The 16,791-nt window shown below is 74.0% G+C and carries 17 protein-coding genes; 13 read left to right on the top strand and 4 right to left on the bottom strand.

Annotated features, from left to right (window positions below):
* Nucleotides 1-180 precede the first annotated feature (180 nt).
* The 11 genes from uvrC (at nucleotide 181) to KPF47_RS18860 (ending at nucleotide 11,276) form a co-directional block, all read left to right on the top strand.
* Nucleotides 181-2,160, top strand: a complete 1,980-nt coding sequence (uvrC, locus tag KPF47_RS18910; RefSeq protein WP_224390079.1) for an excinuclease ABC subunit UvrC — start codon at nucleotides 181-183, stop codon at nucleotides 2,158-2,160.
* Nucleotides 2,157-3,056 carry an RNase adapter RapZ gene (gene rapZ / locus KPF47_RS18905; RefSeq protein WP_224390078.1) on the top strand — a complete coding sequence of 300 codons (900 nt, stop codon included), beginning with the start codon at nucleotides 2,157-2,159 and terminating at the stop codon, nucleotides 3,054-3,056. Before uvrC ends, rapZ begins: the two co-directional genes overlap by 4 nt.
* A gap of 29 nt (nucleotides 3,057-3,085) precedes the next feature.
* Nucleotides 3,086-4,117, top strand: a complete 1,032-nt coding sequence (gene yvcK, locus KPF47_RS18900; protein WP_224390192.1) for a uridine diphosphate-N-acetylglucosamine-binding protein YvcK — start codon at nucleotides 3,086-3,088, stop codon at nucleotides 4,115-4,117.
* Nucleotides 4,108-5,103: a DNA-binding protein WhiA gene (gene whiA / locus KPF47_RS18895; protein WP_224390077.1), complete on the top strand. Its 996-nt coding sequence runs from the start codon at nucleotides 4,108-4,110 to the stop codon at nucleotides 5,101-5,103. Before yvcK ends, whiA begins: the two co-directional genes overlap by 10 nt.
* A 105-nt stretch (nucleotides 5,104-5,208) precedes the next feature.
* The gene (locus tag KPF47_RS18890) at nucleotides 5,209-5,952 is read left to right on the top strand and encodes a hypothetical protein (RefSeq protein WP_224390076.1); all 744 of its coding nucleotides are present in this window, start codon (nucleotides 5,209-5,211) and stop codon (nucleotides 5,950-5,952) included.
* Between the two features lie 310 nt (nucleotides 5,953-6,262).
* Nucleotides 6,263-7,276, top strand: coding sequence for a type I glyceraldehyde-3-phosphate dehydrogenase (gap, locus tag KPF47_RS18885; RefSeq protein ID WP_224390075.1), 1,014 nt, complete (start codon nucleotides 6,263-6,265; stop codon nucleotides 7,274-7,276).
* Nucleotides 7,273-8,454, top strand: a complete 1,182-nt coding sequence (pgk, locus tag KPF47_RS18880; RefSeq protein ID WP_224390074.1) for a phosphoglycerate kinase — start codon at nucleotides 7,273-7,275, stop codon at nucleotides 8,452-8,454. The genes gap and pgk overlap by 4 nt, the downstream gene beginning before the upstream one ends.
* Nucleotides 8,454-9,242, top strand: a complete 789-nt coding sequence (gene tpiA, locus KPF47_RS18875; RefSeq protein WP_224390073.1) for a triose-phosphate isomerase — start codon at nucleotides 8,454-8,456, stop codon at nucleotides 9,240-9,242. Before pgk ends, tpiA begins: the two co-directional genes overlap by 1 nt.
* Nucleotides 9,243-9,350: 108 nt before the next feature.
* Nucleotides 9,351-9,584 (top strand): preprotein translocase subunit SecG, encoded by a 234-nt coding sequence (gene secG / locus KPF47_RS18870; protein ID WP_020627703.1) that lies wholly within the window; start codon nucleotides 9,351-9,353, stop codon nucleotides 9,582-9,584.
* A gap of 32 nt (nucleotides 9,585-9,616) precedes the next feature.
* Nucleotides 9,617-9,958 (top strand): RNA polymerase-binding protein RbpA, encoded by a 342-nt coding sequence (locus KPF47_RS18865; protein ID WP_020627702.1) that lies wholly within the window; start codon nucleotides 9,617-9,619, stop codon nucleotides 9,956-9,958.
* 61 nt (nucleotides 9,959-10,019) lie between these two features.
* Entirely contained in the window at nucleotides 10,020-11,276 is a 1,257-nt protein-coding gene (locus tag KPF47_RS18860; RefSeq protein ID WP_224390072.1) for a TrpB-like pyridoxal phosphate-dependent enzyme, read from the top strand.
* A gap of 65 nt (nucleotides 11,277-11,341) precedes the next feature.
* Here KPF47_RS18860 and KPF47_RS18855 read toward each other — a convergent pair whose 3' ends face one another.
* Nucleotides 11,342-11,770: a DoxX family protein gene (locus tag KPF47_RS18855; protein ID WP_224390071.1), complete on the bottom strand. Its 429-nt coding sequence runs from the start codon at nucleotides 11,768-11,770 to the stop codon at nucleotides 11,342-11,344.
* A 329-nt stretch (nucleotides 11,771-12,099) separates the two neighbouring features.
* On the opposite strand from KPF47_RS18855, the gene KPF47_RS18850 reads away from it, so the two are divergent.
* Both KPF47_RS18850 and KPF47_RS18845 read left to right on the top strand, forming a co-directional pair.
* Nucleotides 12,100-13,419 carry an ammonium transporter gene (locus tag KPF47_RS18850; protein ID WP_374108871.1) on the top strand — a complete coding sequence of 440 codons (1,320 nt, stop codon included), beginning with the start codon at nucleotides 12,100-12,102 and terminating at the stop codon, nucleotides 13,417-13,419.
* Complete coding sequence (locus tag KPF47_RS18845; RefSeq protein ID WP_224390070.1) at nucleotides 13,416-13,754, top strand: P-II family nitrogen regulator; 339 nt, start codon at nucleotides 13,416-13,418, stop codon at nucleotides 13,752-13,754. Before KPF47_RS18850 ends, KPF47_RS18845 begins: the two co-directional genes overlap by 4 nt.
* A gap of 5 nt (nucleotides 13,755-13,759) precedes the next feature.
* On the opposite strand, the gene KPF47_RS18840 is transcribed toward KPF47_RS18845, so the two are convergent.
* The 3 genes from KPF47_RS18840 to purT form a co-directional block, all read right to left on the bottom strand.
* Nucleotides 13,760-14,989 (bottom strand): patatin-like phospholipase family protein, encoded by a 1,230-nt coding sequence (locus KPF47_RS18840; RefSeq protein WP_224390069.1) that lies wholly within the window; start codon nucleotides 14,987-14,989, stop codon nucleotides 13,760-13,762.
* Between the two features lie 9 nt (nucleotides 14,990-14,998).
* Entirely contained in the window at nucleotides 14,999-15,472 is a 474-nt protein-coding gene (locus KPF47_RS18835; RefSeq protein WP_224390068.1) for a VOC family protein, read from the bottom strand.
* 114 nt (nucleotides 15,473-15,586) lie between these two features.
* A complete protein-coding gene (purT, locus tag KPF47_RS18830; RefSeq protein WP_224390067.1) occupies nucleotides 15,587-16,768 on the bottom strand; it encodes a formate-dependent phosphoribosylglycinamide formyltransferase in 1,182 nt (393 codons plus the stop codon).
* Between the last annotated feature and the right edge of the window lie 23 nt (nucleotides 16,769-16,791).

Here is a 16,791-nt window from a genome sequence, read left to right as displayed (position 1 = left end):
TCGGGCTCGGTGGGGTCGAACTCGTGTTCGAGGGCGAGGTGTACCGGACCCTACCGACAGTTCCGGCGCGGCCGTGCGTGGTCCCCGTCCGACACGCGTCCCTACACCTCGTCCGGGGCCCGCCGCGAGACCGGGGCCGGGCCGGGACCGTCGGTGCCCGCAACTACCCTGGGAACCACCATGGCCGACCCCAGCACCTACCGTCCGGCGACCGGGACGATCCCCGAGTCGCCCGGGGTGTACCGCTTCTCCGACCCCCGTGGCCGGGTGATCTACGTCGGCAAGGCCAAGAGCCTGCGGCAGCGACTGAACTCCTACTTCGCCGATCTGTCCGGCCTGCACCCGCGGACCCGGCAGATGGTCACCACCGCCGCGAAGGTGGAGTGGACGGTCGTCGGGACCGAGGTCGAGGCCCTCCAGCTCGAGTACAACTGGATCAAGGAGTACGACCCGCGGTTCAACGTCCGCTACCGCGACGACAAGAGCTATCCCGTGCTCGCGGTGACGATGCACGAGGAGTACCCGCGGCTGCACGTCTACCGCGGCCCGCGCCGCAAGGGCGTCCGCTACTTCGGCCCCTACGCCCACGCCTGGGCGATCCGCGAGACCCTCGACCTGCTGCTGCGGGTCTTCCCCGCACGCACCTGCTCGACCGGGGTCTTCAAGCGGCACGGCCAGATCGGGCGCCCCTGCCTGCTCGGCTACATCGACAAGTGCTCCGCACCCTGCGTGGGCACGGTCACCGCGGACGAGCACCGCGACATCGTCGAGAACTTCTCCGACTTCCTCTCCGGGCGCACCGACCGGATGGTCCGCCAGCTCGAACGCGAGATGGCCGAGGCCTCCGAGAACCTCGAGTTCGAGCGCGCCGCCCGGCTGCGCGACGACCTCGGGGCGCTGCGGCGCGCCCTGGAGAAGCAGGCCGTGGTGCTCGGCGACGGCACCGACGCCGACGTGGTCGCCTTCGCCGAGGACGAGCTGGAGGCCGCGGTCCAGGTCTTCCACGTCCGCGGCGGCCGGGTCCGCGGCCAGCGGGGCTGGGTCGTCGACAAGGTGGAGCCGACCGACACCGAGCAGCTCGTCGAGCGGTTCGTCTCGCAGTTCTACGGCGAGCAGCACGCCCTGGCCGGTGCCGCCGACGACGCCGCCCAGCCGGTGCCCAAGGAGATCCTGGTCCCGGTGCTGCCCGCCGAGACGGCCGCGCTGGAGCGCTGGCTGACCGGGCTGCGCGGATCCAAGGTCCAGGTCAGGGTGCCCCAGCGGGGGGACAAGCGGGACCTCGCCGCGACCGTCGCGCGCAACGCGAAGGAGGCGTTCGCCCAGCACAAGCTGCGCCGCGCCGGGGACCTCACCGCCCGTTCCGCGGCACTGCAGGAGATCCAGGAGAACCTGGAGCTGGACCAGGCGCCGCTGCGCATCGAGTGCATCGACATCAGCCACGTGCAGGGCACGAACGTCGTCGCGTCGCTGGTGGTCTTCGAGGACGGGCTGCCCCGCAAGTCCGAGTACCGGCGGTTCGAGATCCGCGACGCGGCCCGGGAGGGCGATGTCGCCTCGATCGCCGAGGTGGTGCGCCGCCGGTTCCGCCGCTACCTGGCCGAGACGGCCGACGACCCGGCCCCCACCGAGGGCTCGGGCGAGGTCGCGCCGGGTGACACCGTGCGCACCGGGATCGACCCGGAGACCGGGCGGCCCCGGAAGTTCGCCTACCCGCCGAACCTGCTCGTCGTCGACGGCGCCAAGCCCCAGGTCGACGCGGCGGCCGCCGAGCTGGCCGGGCTGGGCATCACCGACGTCGCGGTGTGCGGGCTGGCCAAGCGCCTCGAGGAGGTCTGGCTGCCCGACGACACCGACCCGGTCATCCTGTCCCGGACCAGCGAGGGTCTCTACCTGCTGCAGCGGATCCGGGACGAGGCGCACCGGTTCGCCATCACCTACCACCGCCAGCGTCGTTCGCAGGGCATGACGGCCTCCGCGCTCGACGGGGTCCCCGGGCTCGGCCCGGCCCGCAAGCAGGCACTGCTCAAGCACTTCGGGTCGGTCCGCAAGCTGCGGGCCGCCGACGCCGACGAGATCGCCGGGGTGCCCGGCTTCGGCCGCCGGACCGCCGAGGCCGTGGTGGCCGCCCTGCACGCCGGAACCGAGGGGGAGAAGGCATGACCGACGACGACGGCGAGGTGACCGCGGGCCCGGGGATCGAGGTCGCGGTCGTGAGCGGACTGTCCGGGGCCGGGCGCAGCACCGCGGCCAAGGTCCTGGAGGACCTGGGCTGGTTCGTGGTGGACAACCTGCCGCCCGAGCTCATCGCCACGATGGTCGAGCTCGGGTCGCGCGCCCGGGGCGAGGTGGCCCGGATCGCCGTGGTGATGGACGTGCGCTCGCGCGCCTTCACCGACGACCTGGGTGCGGTCATCAAGGACCTCGACGGCCGTGGCTACCGGCCCAAGCTGCTGTTCCTGGAGGCCTCGGACGCGGTGCTGGTGCGCCGGTTCGAGCAGAACCGCCGCTCGCACCCGCTGCAGGGTGCCGGGCGCATCACCGACGGACTCGCCGCCGAGCGCGAGGTCCTGCGTCCGCTGCGCGAGGACGCCGACCTCGTCGTCGACACCTCGAACCTGTCGGTGCACGACCTGCGCACCCGGATCGAGGGCTCGTTCGCCCAGGAGAGCACGCACGCCGCGACCCGGGTGACCGTGCTGTCGTTCGGCTACAAGTACGGGTTGCCGCTGGACTCCGACCTCGTGGTCGACGTGCGGTTCCTGCCGAACCCGCACTGGATCCCCGAGCTGCGCCCGTTCACCGGCCGTGACCGGGAGGTCAGCGACTACGTCCTGTCCCAGGAGGGCGCCGAGGAGTTCGTGGACCGCTACCTGGAGCTGCTCGACCTGGTCGGAGCCGGGTACCGGCGCGAGGGCAAGCGCTACCTGACCGTGGCCGTGGGCTGTACCGGCGGCAAGCACCGGTCGGTGGCGATCTCGGAGGAGATCGGGCGACGGCTCGCCGGCCGCGAGGGCATCCAGGTCAACGTCGAGCACCGCGACATGGGGCGCGAGTGAGCCCACGCCCGACCGAGCGCACCGGGGGACTGCGGGTGGTCGCGCTCGGCGGCGGGCACGGCCTGCACGCCACGCTGACCGCACTGCGCCGCTGCCCGCCGGTCACCGGCATCACCGCCGTGGTCACCGTCGCCGACGACGGCGGGTCCTCGGGACGGCTGCGCCGCGAGCTCGGCCTGCTCCCGCCCGGCGACCTGCGGATGGCGCTGGCCGCCCTGGCCGGCGACGACGAGCGGGGCCGCTTCTGGTCCGGACTCGTCCAGCACCGCTTCGGCGGGACCGGCGCCCTGGCCGGGCACGCGGTGGGCAACCTGCTGCTCGCCGGGCTGCTGGAGCGCGACGGCGACCCGGTGCGGGCGCTGGCGACCGTCGGCGAGCTGATGGGCTGCGCCGGGCGGGTCCTGCCGATGGCCCGGGTACCGCTGGACATCGAGGCGGAGGTCGCGCTGGACGGCGTGGACGGCGCCCACCTCATCCGCGGCCAGGTCGCCGTGGCCTCCACACCGGGCCGGGTGCGCCGGGTCTGGCTGCGGCCCGCCGACCCGCCCGCCTGCGACGAGGCGGTGCGCGCGGTGCGCGAGGCCGACGTGGTCCTGCTGGGTCCGGGCTCCTGGTTCACCAGCGTGCTCCCGCACCTGCTGGTGCCCGGGCTGCGCGACGCGCTGCTGGAGACCGCGGCGGCCCGGGTCGTGTTGCTCAACCTGGCCCCCGAGCCGGGGGAGACCGCCGGTTTCTCCCCCGAACAGCACCTTGAAGTACTGTCCGGGCACGCTCCCGGTCTGCGGGTGCACGCCGTCCTGGCCGACACCGGGTCGGTGAGCCTGCCGGACCGGCTGGACGCGGCCGCCGCCGACCTGCTGGTCCCCGGCGGACGGGTGTGGCCGGCCGCCGTCGCCGACGCCCGGGCGGCGACCCCGCGGCACGACCCGGACGCACTGGCCGGGGTACTGGCCGACGTGTTCGGCGCTCTGACCCCCGGCCGGATCCCGGTGCAGAACGGCACGCACGACAGCCCGCAGCACGACAGCCCGCAGCGCGGAAGGAGCTCCCGATGGCCATGACCGCCACGGTGAAGGACGAGCTGAGCCGGCTCACCGTCACCAAGCAGTCGTCGCGGCGTGCGGAGGTCGCCTCGTTGCTCCGCTTCGCAGGCGGCCTGCACATCGTGGGCGGCCGGGTGGTGATCGAGGCCGAGGTCGACACCGGCTCGGTCGCCCGGCGCCTGCGCCGCGAGATCCACGAGCTCTACGGCCACACCGCCGACGCGCACGTGATCACGGCCGGTGGGCTGCGCCGCAGCGCCCGCTACGTGATCCGGGTGATCCGCGACGGCGAGGGACTCGCCCGCCAGACCGGTCTGCTCGACAACCGAGGCCGCCCGGTGCGCGGGCTGCCGCCGCCCGTGGTGTCCGGGGACCTGTCCGACGCCGAGGCGGCGTGGCGGGGTGCGTTCCTGGCGCACGGCTCGCTGACCGAGCCGGGACGCAGCTCCGCGCTGGAGGTCACCTGCCCCGGCCCGGAGGCCGCGCTGGCGCTGGTCGGCGCGGCCCGCCGGCTGGGGGTGGCCGCCAAGGCCCGCGAGGTCCGCGGCGCGGACCGGGTCGTCGTGCGCGACGGTGACGCCATCGGTGCGCTGCTGACCCGGATGGGTGCCCACCAGAGCGTCCTGTCCTGGGAGGAGCGGCGGATGCGCCGCGAGGTCCGGGCGGCGGCGAACCGGCTCGCGAACTTCGACGACGCCAACCTGCGCCGCTCGGCGCGGGCCGCGGTCGCCGCCGCGGCCCGGGTCAGCCGCGCCCTGGAGATCCTCGGTGACGAGGTGCCCGAGCACCTGCAGGCGGCCGGGCGGCTGCGGGCCGAGCACACCCAGGCGTCGCTGGAGGAGCTCGGCCAGCTGGCCGACCCGCCGATGACCAAGGACGCGGTGGCCGGCCGGATCCGCCGGTTGCTCCAGACCGCGGACAAGAAGGCCGCCGAGCTCGGCATCCCCGACACCGAGTCCGCGGTGACCGCCGAGATGCTCGAGGAGGACGGCGGCGGGCGCTGACCGCGGTCACACCCCGTCACGAGGGGGGTGCGGGTCGTCGGGCATGATGCCGCCGTGACGATCCCGGGCTCCACCCTCCTCGCCGTTCATCTCGATCGATCCAGCATGCTGCGGCCGCTCCTGCCCGCGCTGCGCTCCGGTCTCGCCGACCTGCTCGCCGAGCAGGACGCCCACGACGGTGACCTGCAGGTCGTCGTCGCCACCGGGGACGACCTCACCCGCTCGCTGCCCGACGGCACGCACCCGCCCGCGGTCCCGGTCGGTGCGGGCGAGGCCCGCACCGCGTTGCCGGCCGGGCTCCGCCCGCTGGGCGGCCCGGACCTGCGCGTCGGCGCGGCCCGGCTGCTCGGCGCCGTCGGTGACGAGCTCGCCGCCCGGGACGAGGACGACCGCCCCGAGCGGGTCGTGGTCCTGCTCGTCGGGGAGGGCGCCGTCGGCGACACGTCCGCGGTCCGCGACCGCATCGCCCACCAGCAGGCCACCTACGCGTGGGAGTTCGTCCTGGTCGACGTGACCACCGGCACGATCCCGTCCACCGCGGGGGCCCGCGCGGCCGCGTCCGCGGCCGCGGAGAGCCGGGGCGAGGGCGGGGACGCCGCCGTCGCCGTCGTCGAGCGGCCCGCGGGCGACGGCGCCGAACGGTTCGGTGTGCCGGCCACCGCGACCATCACCGCCGGCCCGGGCGCGGCCGGGGTGAGTGCCGCCATGGCCGCGGCGTCGGCGTTCGTGTCCCGGGCCCGCGCCGCGCGCCCGCACGAGCCGGTCGAGGGCTTCTCCGACGCCGAGCGCGCCGCCGCCGACGTCCCCGACACCCGCCCGGGCTGGCGCCGCCTGCTCCGCCTGCCCTGAGCCCGGCCCGACGGCCCCGTGACCCGCCCGGGCACGGGGCCGTCGCGTGTCCGGGTACCGGCCGCCGGCGGCCCGTCCGCACCCGGCGACCGCCCGGAGCGGGCCGACCGGGTCCGGCCCCGAGCGCGGCGCAGCTCACGGGCTCTACGGGCGTCGCGACGGCCGATGCGCCGATAGGGTGGCTGCCGAGCACGGCACGCGCCGGCGTCCACCCGGGCGCCGCCCCGCGATCGACCTGCCACACCCCACCGCCGGGATCCGGCGGGCCCGGGGGAGAAGACGACAGGCACGACGAGCCCTGGAGGCATCTGTGACGGTCCGCGTAGGAGTCAACGGCTTCGGCCGCATCGGCCGGAACTTCTGGCGGGCGGTGGACGCCCAGCGCGCCGCCGGCACCACGGACATCGAGATCGTCGCGGTGAACGACATCACCGACAACGCGACGCTCGCGCACCTGCTGAAGTACGACTCGATCCTGGGGCGCCTGCCCTACGAGGTCTCCACCTCCGGCGACGAGATCCTCGTCGACGGCAAGGGCTTCAAGGGCCTGGCCGTCCGCGACCCCGCCGAGCTGCCCTGGAAGGACCTGGGCGTCGACGTCGTCGTCGAGTCGACCGGCATCTTCACCAAGCGCGACGCCGCGGCCAAGCACCTCGACGGCGGCGCCAAGAAGGTCGTCATCTCCGCCCCGGCGACCGACGAGGACATCACCATCGTCAAGGGCGTCAACGACGGCGACTACGACGGCACGCAGACGATCATCTCCAACGCGTCCTGCACCACGAACTGCCTCGCCCCGCTGGCGAAGGTCCTCGACGACCTGCTCGGGATCGAGAAGGGTCTGATAACCACGATCCACGCCTACACCCAGGACCAGAACCTCCAGGACGGCCCGCACAAGGACCTGCGCCGGGCCCGCGCCGCCGCCCTCAACGTCGTCCCCACCTCCACCGGCGCGGCGAAGGCGATCTCGCTGGTCATGCCGCACCTCAAGGGCAAGCTCGACGGCTACGCGCTGCGGGTGCCGATCCCCACCGGCTCGGCCACCGACCTGACCGTCGACGTCCGCAAGGAGGCGTCGGTCGAGGAGATCAACGCGGCGTTCAAGGCGGCCGCCGAGGGCCCGCTGAAGGGCATCCTCAAGTACACCGAGGACCCGATCGTCTCCTCCGACATCGTGACCGACCCGCACTCGACGATCTTCGACGCCGGCCTGACCAAGGTCATCGGCAACCAGGTCAAGGTCGTCGGCTGGTACGACAACGAGTGGGGCTACTCCAACCGGCTCGTCGACATCACCGGTCTGGTGGCGTCGAAGCTGTGAGGACCCTCGACGACCTCGTCGCCGAGGGCGTGCAGGGCCGGACCGTCCTGGTCCGCTCCGATCTGAACGTTCCCCTCGACGACGACCGGAACATCACCGACGACGGCCGCATCCGCGCGTCCGTGCCGACGATCAACGCCCTCCACGAGGGCGGCGCGCAGGTCGTCGTCACCGCGCACCTCGGCCGTCCGAAGAACGGGCCGGAGGAGAAGCTCTCGCTCGCCCCGGTCGCGCAGCGGCTCGGTGAGCTGCTCGGCGCCCCGGTGCGCCTGGTCGAGCTGGGCAAGCCGCTCCCGTCGATGGCCGCGGGCGACGTCGTGATGCTGGACAACATCCGGTTCGACGCCCGCGAGACCAGCAAGGACGACGCCGAGCGCGGCGCCTTCGCCGACGAGCTCGTCGCCCTGGTCGGCGACGACGCGGCGTTCGTCTCCGACGGGTTCGGCGTGGTGCACCGCAAGCAGGCGTCGGTCTACGACGTCGCGCAGCGGCTCGACGCCTACGCCGGCGGGCTCGTGCTGTCCGAGGTCGAGGTGCTGCGCACCCTGACCGGGACCCCGGAGCGGTCCTACGCGGTCGTGCTGGGCGGCTCCAAGGTCTCGGACAAGCTGGCCGTGATCGAGGCGCTGCTGCCGAAGGTCGACACGCTGCTGGTCGGCGGCGGGATGTGCTTCACGTTCCTGGCGGCCCAGGGGCACGGGGTCGGCTCGTCGCTGCTGGAGTCCGACCAGGTCGAGACCTGCCGGACGCTGCTGGAGTCCGGCAAGGTCGTGCTGCCGACCGACGTCGTGGTCGCCGACGCGTTCTCCGCCGACGCGGCGACCCGCACGGTGACCGTGGACGGTATCGAGGACGGCTGGATGGGCCTGGACATCGGCCCGGCGTCCGTGCGGGAGTTCGCGGCCCGCATCGAGGACGCACGGACCATCTTCTGGAACGGCCCGATGGGGGTGTTCGAGCTGGCGCCGTTCGCCGAGGGCACCCGCGGGGTCGCCCAGGCGATCGCCGACGCGGACGCCTTCTCCGTCGTCGGCGGCGGGGACTCCGCCGCCGCCGTCCGTGCGCTCGGGATCGCCGAGGACGCCTTCTCCCACATCTCCACCGGTGGGGGCGCGTCCCTGGAGTTCCTGGAGGGGGCGACCCTGCCGGGCGTCGCCGTGTTGGAGGGGGACGCCTGATGGCCACGCGCACACCGCTCATCGCGGGCAACTGGAAGATGAACCTGAACCACCTCGAGGCCATCGCGGTGGTGCAGAAGCTCGCGTTCGCCCTGCCCGACCGCTACCTCGACAAGGTCGAGGTGGCCGTCCTGCCGCCGTTCACCGACATCCGCAGCGTGCAGACGCTGATCGACGGCGACAAGCTGCGGCTGGTGCACGGCGCCCAGGACCTGTCCCCGCACGACTCCGGCGCCTACACCGGCGACGTCTCCGGGGTCATGCTCGCCAAGCTCGGCTGCACCTACGTGGCGGTCGGGCACTCCGAGCGCCGGGAGATCCACGGCGAGGACGACGCCGTCGTCAACGCCAAGGTGCACGCCGCGCTCCGGCACGGGATCACCCCGATCCTCTGCGTCGGCGAGGGCCTGGAGGTCCGCGAGTCCGGCACCCACGTGCAGCACTGCACCGACCAGCTCCGCGCCGCGCTGAAGGGTGTCACCGCGGAGCAGGCCGCCGGGATCGTGCTCGCCTACGAGCCGGTCTGGGCGATCGGCACCGGCAAGGTGGCGGGCCCGGCCGACGCGCAGGAGGTCTGCGCGGCCCTGCGGGCGACGCTGGCCGAGCTGTACCCCGGCGAGGTCGCGGGCGGTGTCCGCGTCCTCTACGGCGGCTCGGTGAAGTCGTCGAACGTCGGCGAGATCGTCGCGCAGCCCGACGTGGACGGCGCACTGGTCGGCGGCGCCAGCCTGGACGCGGAGGAGTTCGCGAAGCTCTCCGCGATCGCGGCGGGCGGCCCGCTGCCGTAACGGTCCGCCTCCCGGCCCACCGCGGCCCCGGTCCCCTGTGGTGGGGGGCCGGGGCCGCTGGAGTATTCTCGGCGACTCCGGCGAGCGACCACTGATGGGGAAGCGCACGTGATCCTGACCCTCCAGATCATCCTGATCGTGACCAGCCTCCTGCTGATCGCGATGGTCCTGCTGCAGCGCAGCAAGGGGGGTGGTCTGACCAGCCTCTTCGGTGGCGGGGTCCAGTCGAGCCTGTCCGGCTCGGCCGCGGCGGACCGCAACATCGCTCGCTACACCGTCTTCGTCGGCCTCATCTGGCTCATCGCGGTGGTCGGCAACGGCCTGCTGCTGGCCACCGGCTGACACCCGGACGCACGAGCGAGAGGGAGCGGGACATGGCAGGCGGCAACGCGATCCGCGGTACCCGGGTCGGCGCGGGACCGATGGGGGAGAACGAGCGGGGCGAGACCGCCCCGCGCGAGCGCATCCCCTTCTACTGCGCCAACGGGCACGTCAACAACACCTGGTTCGCCGCGGAGGCCGAGGTCCCCGAGACCTGGGACTGCCCGCGCTGCGGGCTCCCGGGCGGCCGCGACGCGGAGAACCCGCCCGCCGCGCCCCGCACCGAGCCGTACAAGACGCACCTGGCGTACGTGAAGGAGCGGCGCAGCGACGCCGACGGCGAGGCCATCCTCGAGGAGGCCCTGGGCCGGCTGCGGGCCTCCCGGGAGCTCTGACCCGGTCCTCCGGCGCGCCCGGGTCGTGACCGGGCCCACGTCCGGGTTAGATTCGGTGGTCATGAGCCGCTGGACGCTGCCCCCGGACCGGATCCCCTCGGCATGGTTCAACGTCGTGCCGCACCTGCCGACGCCGCCGCAGCCGCCCCTGCACCCCGGGACCCGTGAGCCGGTCGTCCCGGACGACCTGGCGCCGCTGTTCCCGGCCGCCCTGATCGAGCAGGAGGTCAGCGCCGAGCCGTGGATCGACGTCCCCGGTGAGGTCCTGGACATCCTGCGGCTGTGGCGTCCCACGCCGCTGGTCCGTGCCACCCGCCTGGAGGCGGTGCTGGGCACCCCGGCACGGATCTACTTCAAGGACGAGTCCGTGTCCCCGGCGGGCAGCCACAAGCCGAACACGGCGGTACCGCAGGCGTTCTACAACGCCCGCGAGGGCACCCGCCGGCTCACCACCGAGACCGGCGCCGGGCAGTGGGGGACCGCGCTGGCGTTCGCCTCCGCCCAGTTCGACCTGGATCTCAAGGTCTACATGGTGCGGGCGTCCTACGGGCAGAAGCCCTACCGGCGGATCGCGATCGAGACCTGGGGCGGGGAGGTGGTGCCGTCCCCGGTCGACGAGCCCGACCACCCCGGCTCGCTGGGCTCGGCCATCTCCGACGCGGTCCGCGACTGCGTCGGACGCTCCGACACCCACTACGCGCTCGGCTCGGTCCTCAACCACGTACTGCTGCACCAGACCGTGATCGGCCTGGAGGCCAAGGAGCAGCTGGCGCTGGCGGGGGAGCGGCTGCCCGACGTCGTCATCGCGCCCTGCGGCGGCGGCTCCAACCTGGGCGGGATCGCGTTCCCGTTCGTGCCGGACAGCGGGGTGCGGCTGCTGGCCGTCGAGCCGCTGTCCTGCCCGACGCTGACCCAGGGCCGCTACGACTACGACTTCGGCGACACCGCGGGTCTCACCCCGCTGATGCCGATGTACACCCTCGGGCACGACTTCGTGCCGCCGTCGATCCACGCCGGCGGGCAGCGCTACCACGGTGACTCGCCGCTGGTGTCCTCGCTGGTCAAGGACGAGCGGATGGAGGCCGTCGCCTACCCGCAGGGGAAGGTGTTCGAGGCCGCGATCCAGTTCGCGCGCACCGAGGGCAGGATCCCGGCGCCGGAGTGCGGGCACGCCAGCGCCGCCACGATCGACGAGGCGCTCGCCGCGAAGGAGACCGGGGAGGAGAAGGTGATCCTCTTCAACTACTGCGGTCACGGCTTCCTCGACCTCGCCGCCTACGACGACTACACGAACGGCAGGCTCGACGAGACGGGCTGATCCCCGGCAGCCGACGACGGCCCGTCACCCCGGACCGGGGTGACGGGCCGTCGCCGTCGGGTGGGTCAGCGGCGCAGACCGCGCAGCAGGGCCGCGGTGTCGCGACGGCGGGCCCACGCGACGACGCACACCGCCACCAGGGTCAGTGCCGGGAACGCGACCATCGCGGGCATCAGCACCACGGTGACCGCGGTGGCGCCCACCATGAGGGCCACCTGGCAGGTCGCGGCGAGCCCGCACAGCCGCGGGACGAGCAGCGCCACCGCCCCGGCCAGCTCCAGCCACCCGACGACGACCATCCCGACCGTGCCCAGCCCCAGCAGGTCGAAGCCGGCCACGGCGACCGGGTCGGCGCCGATCTTGGGCACGGCGGCCATCACGAAGACCCCGGCCAGCAGCACCTGCAGCACCCACAGCCCCACGGTCGCGGCGCGCGGACGACGGGGACGGCCCGCGGTGGACTCGGACGCGGACTCGGTGCGGATGGCGGTCATGGCGGTCTCCCTCGGTGGTGCGGTCCCGGGCCGGGGCCGCCGTCGTAGGGGGAGACCGGGGCCGCCGCCGGAACTCATCGGTCGGGGTCCGGTCCGTGTGGCCGGGTCTGCGCGGTCGCTGCCCGGCTGGGTCGTGTGTCGGGTCGGCGGTGTCTGGGCGACCCGCGCCGGGTGCCCGGACCCGACACCCACCGGAAACCGTGCACGGTTGCTCCACGAAACACCACGGGCGAACCATCCCTGCCGGGGTCGGGGACTGCGACGACGGAGGACGCGTGGGTGTGAATGCGGGAGACACCGCGTGGGTGCTGGTCAGCGCCGCGCTGGTGATGCTGATGACGCCGGGACTGGCGTTCTTCTACGGCGGGATGACCCGCAGCAAGTCCGTGCTCAACATGTTGATGATGAGCACCATCTGCCTGGCCGTGGTCAGCGTGCTGTGGGCGCTGTACGGCTACAGCTGGGCCTTCGGCGACGACGTGGGCGGCGGGCTGCTCGGCGGGGGACAGTTCGCCGGGCTGGCGGGCACCGTCGGCGCGATGGTGGGGGTCGGCAGCGACTCCGCCCCGTGGCCGGGGACCGACGCCCTGCCGGCGCTCGCGTTCGTGATGTTCCAGCTCATGTTCGCGGTCATCACCCCGGCCCTGATCTCCGGGGCCGTCGCGGACCGGACGAAGTTCTGGGGCTGGACCACGCTCGTCGTGCTGTGGGTGACGATCGTGTACTTCCCGGTCGCGCACTGGGTGTTCGCCTTCGACGGCTTCACCGGACCGGACAACGTCGGCGGCTGGATCGCCAACACCCTCAAGGCCGAGGACTTCGCCGGCGGCACCGCGGTGCACATCAACGCCGGTGCCGCGGCGCTCGCCCTGGCGATCGTGCTGGGGAAGCGGCGCGGGTGGCCACGCGAGCCGATGCGCCCGCACAACCTGCCCTTCGTGCTGCTCGGCATGGCGCTGCTGTGGTTCGGCTGGTTCGGCTTCAACGCGGGCTCCGCGCTCGCCGCGGGGGACCTCGCCGCGACGGCGTTCACCAACACCATGCTCGCCACCGCCACCGCGCTCATCGGGTGGCTGCTCGTCGAGCAGTTCCGCGACGGTCACCCCACCACCCTCGGGGCGGCCTCCGGCGCCGTCGCCGGGCTGGTCGCCATCACCCCGGCCTGCGGGTTCGTCCAGCCGGTCGGGGCACTGGCGATCGGGCTCATCGCCGGTGCGGTGTGCGCACTGGCGGTCGGGCTGAAGTTCCGACTCGGTCTCGACGACTCCCTCGACGTCGTCGGTGTCCACCTCGTCGGCGGCATCGTGGGCACCCTGCTCATCGGCTTCTTCGGCGACAACAGCGTCAACTCCGCCGCCGCCGGTGACAACGGCCTGTTCTACGGCGGCGGGCTGACCCAGCTCGGTCGCCAGGCACTCGCCGCGGGGGCGGTCCTGCTGTACTCCTTCGTCGTCGCGCTGGTCCTGGGCTACCTGATCAAGGTCACCATCGGGTTCCGCGTCGACGAGGAGAACGAGGCGACCGGCATCGACGAGACCGAGCACGCCGAGACCGCCTACGACTTCTCGTCGCTGGGCACCCGCGCGCTCGCCGGGGCCTCCCGCCCCGCGACGCCGGCCACCCGCGAGCCGGTGGGGGAGAGCCGATGAAGCTCGTGACCGCCATCGTCAAGCCGTTCGCCCTGGAGGACGTCCGCGGCGCGCTCGAGACCCTCGCCGTGCTCGGGCTGACCGTCGGCGAGGTCCGGGGCCACGGCAGGCAGAAGGGGCACACCGAGATCTACCGCGGCGCGGAGTACGCGGTGGACTACGTGCCGAAGGTGCGCATCGAGACCGTCGTCGACGACGAGATCGCCGACAAGGTCGTCGACGCCATCGTCGAGGCGGCCCGCACCGGCAAGATCGGCGACGGGAAGATCTGGGTGCAGCCGGTCGAGACGGTCGTGCGGGTCCGTACGGGCGAGCGCGGCAGCGACGCCGTCTGAGCCGGTCAGCGCGCCGCCGGGCGGGCCGTCCGGCGACGCGCCGACCCGCGGTCGGGGGTGCGGGCGTCCGCCGCGTGCGCCGCACCGAGCTCCGCCGCGGCGGCGGCGAAGGCCGGGTCGAAGAACAGGAAGCTCAGCAGCTCCGCACCGTGGGTGGTGTCGGCGTCCGGCACCGCGCCGCCCACCAGCCGTTCCAGCACCGCCAGCGACGGGTTGCGCAGCGCGCGCAGCCCGCCGTACTCGCGACGGCGCACCGCGTCGGCCAGCTCCGCCAGCTCGGTGGCCCGGTCGGCGGGCGGCCCGGCGAACCAGGTCGCGACGCGCCGGTGCCGCCGGTCCTCGCCGTCCTCGACCAGCGCGTTGACCGCGCGCAGTGTCCGCAGGTCCTCGGTCACCCCCGCACCCAGCACGATGCGCAGCGCCAGCGCGGCGACCGCGTACACGTCGGGCACCCGGTCCGCCGGGGACCGCGCCGCGGCGGCCTCGCCGAACGGCACGTCCGGCGTCGTCGCGACGACGCCGACCCGGTCGGCGCCCAGGCGCAGCGCGGGCTTCAGCGGGGTGTTGAGCCGGACCCCGCCGTCGAGGTACCAGCCGGGCGCGGGGCCCTCGATGCGGCGCGGGGCGAACAGCACCGGGACCGCGGCCGAGGCGAGCAGGTGGTCCGGGCCCAGCCGGGCGTCGACGTAGCGGATGTCGCGGCCCGGGTCGTAGGGCGGCAGCGCCACGTCCGGCCCGCGCTCGACGAACACCGTGGTCCCGCCGGTCCCGGCCGCGGTGCACGCCACCCCGACGGCGTCGACCCGGCCGCGGGCGACGGCGTCGTGCAGCCGGTCCCAGTCCACCACCCGGTCCACCACCGGGCGCAGCCGGTCGGCGTCGAGCAGCCGCGTCACCCGGTCCGGGACCCGCAGCATCCTGCGCAGCCAGGACGGCACCCCGGCGAGGTCACCGAGGTAGGCCGTGGTCGTCTCCACCGCCGAGGACGGCAGCGCCACCACCTCGTCGGTGCGCACCGACGACCAGCGCGCGACGAGCTCGGCCGCCGCGGCCTCGGGCTCGACGTCGGACAGACCGGCCAGCGCGGCCACGTTCAGCGCGCCCGCACTCGTGCCGACCAGCACCGAGGGCACCGACCAGGTGCGGGCCATCCGCGGCAGGAGCTCGGTCAGCGCGCCCGCCTCGTAGGCCCCGCGCGCCCCGGCGCCGGCCACGACGAGTCCGGTCCGAGCCACCCGGCCAGGCTACCCGCGGTAGGCCTTCTCCAGGGCCACGGCGTCGAGCTTGCCGTGGGTGGCGTACACGGCCCGCGCGACCCGGGACCGGGCGTCGGCGTCGGCCGAGGTGAGCCACTCCCGCACGCCGGGCGGGATCACCTGCCAGGACAGCCCGTAGCGGTCCTTGAGCCACCCGCAGGGCTGCTCGACACCGCCGTCGACGAGGGCGTCCCAGTAGCGGTCGACCTCCTCGACGGACTCGCAGTGCACCTCCATCGAGATCGCCTCGGAGAGGGTGAACACCGGGCCGCCGTTCAGCGCGGTGTAGGGCTGGCCGTTGATCCGGAACCCCACGGTGAGCACCCGGCCCTCCTGGTCGGGGACCTCCGGGCCGTGGTGCAGGACCGTGTCGATGCCCGAGTCCGGGAAGATGCCGGTGTAGAACCGGGCCGCCTCCTCGGCGACGCCGTCGAACCACAGGCAGGGCGTGATGGGCTTCATGGGGATCCCCTCTCCGTGCCGCCCCGGCCGGGGCGTCGTGTCAGGGCAGACCACTCCTGCGCGCCGATCTCATCGTCCCGTCGGGACCGTGCCGCCGTCGGGACCGTGCCGTCGTCAGGACTGGGGCACCGGCCGGACGTGCCCGGCGGCGCGGGTCGCACGCTCCCGGGCGGTGTCGACGTCGTCGGCGTGGGCGACCGCGACGCCCATCCGTCGCCGCTCGGTCGCGCTCGGCTTGCCGAACAGCCGCAGGTCCGCGCCCTCGACCGCGAGTGCCTCGGCGACCCCCTCGTAGGCCGGGTGGTCCATCTCCTTGCCGCCGTAGACCACCGCCGACGCCCCCGGCGAGCGCAGGGCGGTGTCCACCGGGAGGCCCAGCACGGCGCGGGCGTGCAGCTCGAACTCCGAGAGCCGCTGGGTGGCCAGGGTGACCAGGCCGGTGTCGTGCGGCCGCGGGCTGACCTCGGAGAACAGCACCTCGTCGCCGCGGACGAACAGCTCGACCCCGAACAGCCCCCATCCGCCGAGCGCCTCGGTGACCCGCGCGGAGACGTCCTGCGCGGCGGCCGACGCGGCGTCGGACATCGGCTGGGGCTGCCAGGACTCGACGTAGTCGCCGTGCTCCTGGCGGTGCCCGATCGGCTCGCAGAACGCCGTGCCGCCGGCGTGCCGGACGGTGAGCTGGGTGATCTCGTAGTCGAACTCGACGAAGCCCTCGACGATCACCCGCGGGTTCGACACCCGGGCGCCGGTGCGGGCGTACTCCCAGGCGGCATCGGCGTCGTCGGCGCTCTGCAGGACCGACTGCCCCTTGCCCGACGACGACATCACCGGCTTGAGCACGCACGGCAGCCCGACCCTCGCGACGGCGTCGCGGACCTCGTCGAGGGAGTCGGCGAACACGTAGGGCGAGGTGGGCAGCCCCAGCTCCTCGGCGGCGAGGCGCCGGATGCCCTCCCGGTCCATGGTGAGCTTCGCGGCCCGCGCGGTGGGCACGACCCGGGTCCCGGCCGCCTCGATCTCCAGCAGCGCGCCGGTGGCGATCGCCTCGATCTCCGGGATGACCAGGTCCGGAGCCTCCTGCTCGATGAGCGTCGCCAGCGTCACCGGGTCGGTCATGTCGATCGCGTGCCAGCGGTGTGCCACCTGGTGGGCGGGTGCGTGCGGGTAGCGGTCGACGGCGACGACCTCCACACCCAGGCGCTGGAACGCGATCGCGACCTCCTTGCCCAGCTCACCCGAGCCGAGCAGCAGCACGCGGGTGGGGGCCGGGCCGAGCGGGGTACCGATACGCATGCCGGGGACCCTAACGGCCGGTC

The organism is Pseudonocardia sp. ICBG1293, from assembly GCF_020131355.1.
Taxonomy (GTDB): Bacteria; Actinomycetota; Actinomycetes; order Mycobacteriales; family Pseudonocardiaceae; genus Pseudonocardia.
This window is presented reverse-complemented; position numbering and strand designations above follow the sequence as displayed.

Coding starts and splice junctions, on each gene's coding strand:
- tpiA (WP_224390073.1), top strand. CDS start 8,454: ATGGCCACGCGCACACCGCTCATCGCGGGCAACTGGAAGATGAACCTG.
- KPF47_RS18860 (WP_224390072.1), top strand. CDS start 10,020: ATGAGCCGCTGGACGCTGCCCCCGGACCGGATCCCCTCGGCATGGTTC.
- rapZ (WP_224390078.1), top strand. CDS start 2,157: ATGACCGACGACGACGGCGAGGTGACCGCGGGCCCGGGGATCGAGGTC.
- uvrC (WP_224390079.1), top strand. CDS start 181: ATGGCCGACCCCAGCACCTACCGTCCGGCGACCGGGACGATCCCCGAG.
- KPF47_RS18850 (WP_374108871.1), top strand. CDS start 12,100: ATGCTGATGACGCCGGGACTGGCGTTCTTCTACGGCGGGATGACCCGC.
- KPF47_RS18865 (WP_020627702.1), top strand. CDS start 9,617: ATGGCAGGCGGCAACGCGATCCGCGGTACCCGGGTCGGCGCGGGACCG.
- KPF47_RS18890 (WP_224390076.1), top strand. CDS start 5,209: ATGCTGCGGCCGCTCCTGCCCGCGCTGCGCTCCGGTCTCGCCGACCTG.
- KPF47_RS18845 (WP_224390070.1), top strand. CDS start 13,416: ATGAAGCTCGTGACCGCCATCGTCAAGCCGTTCGCCCTGGAGGACGTC.
- KPF47_RS18835 (WP_224390068.1), bottom strand. CDS start 15,472: ATGAAGCCCATCACGCCCTGCCTGTGGTTCGACGGCGTCGCCGAGGAG.
- purT (WP_224390067.1), bottom strand. CDS start 16,768: ATGCGTATCGGTACCCCGCTCGGCCCGGCCCCCACCCGCGTGCTGCTG.
- whiA (WP_224390077.1), top strand. CDS start 4,108: ATGGCCATGACCGCCACGGTGAAGGACGAGCTGAGCCGGCTCACCGTC.
- KPF47_RS18855 (WP_224390071.1), bottom strand. CDS start 11,770: ATGACCGCCATCCGCACCGAGTCCGCGTCCGAGTCCACCGCGGGCCGT.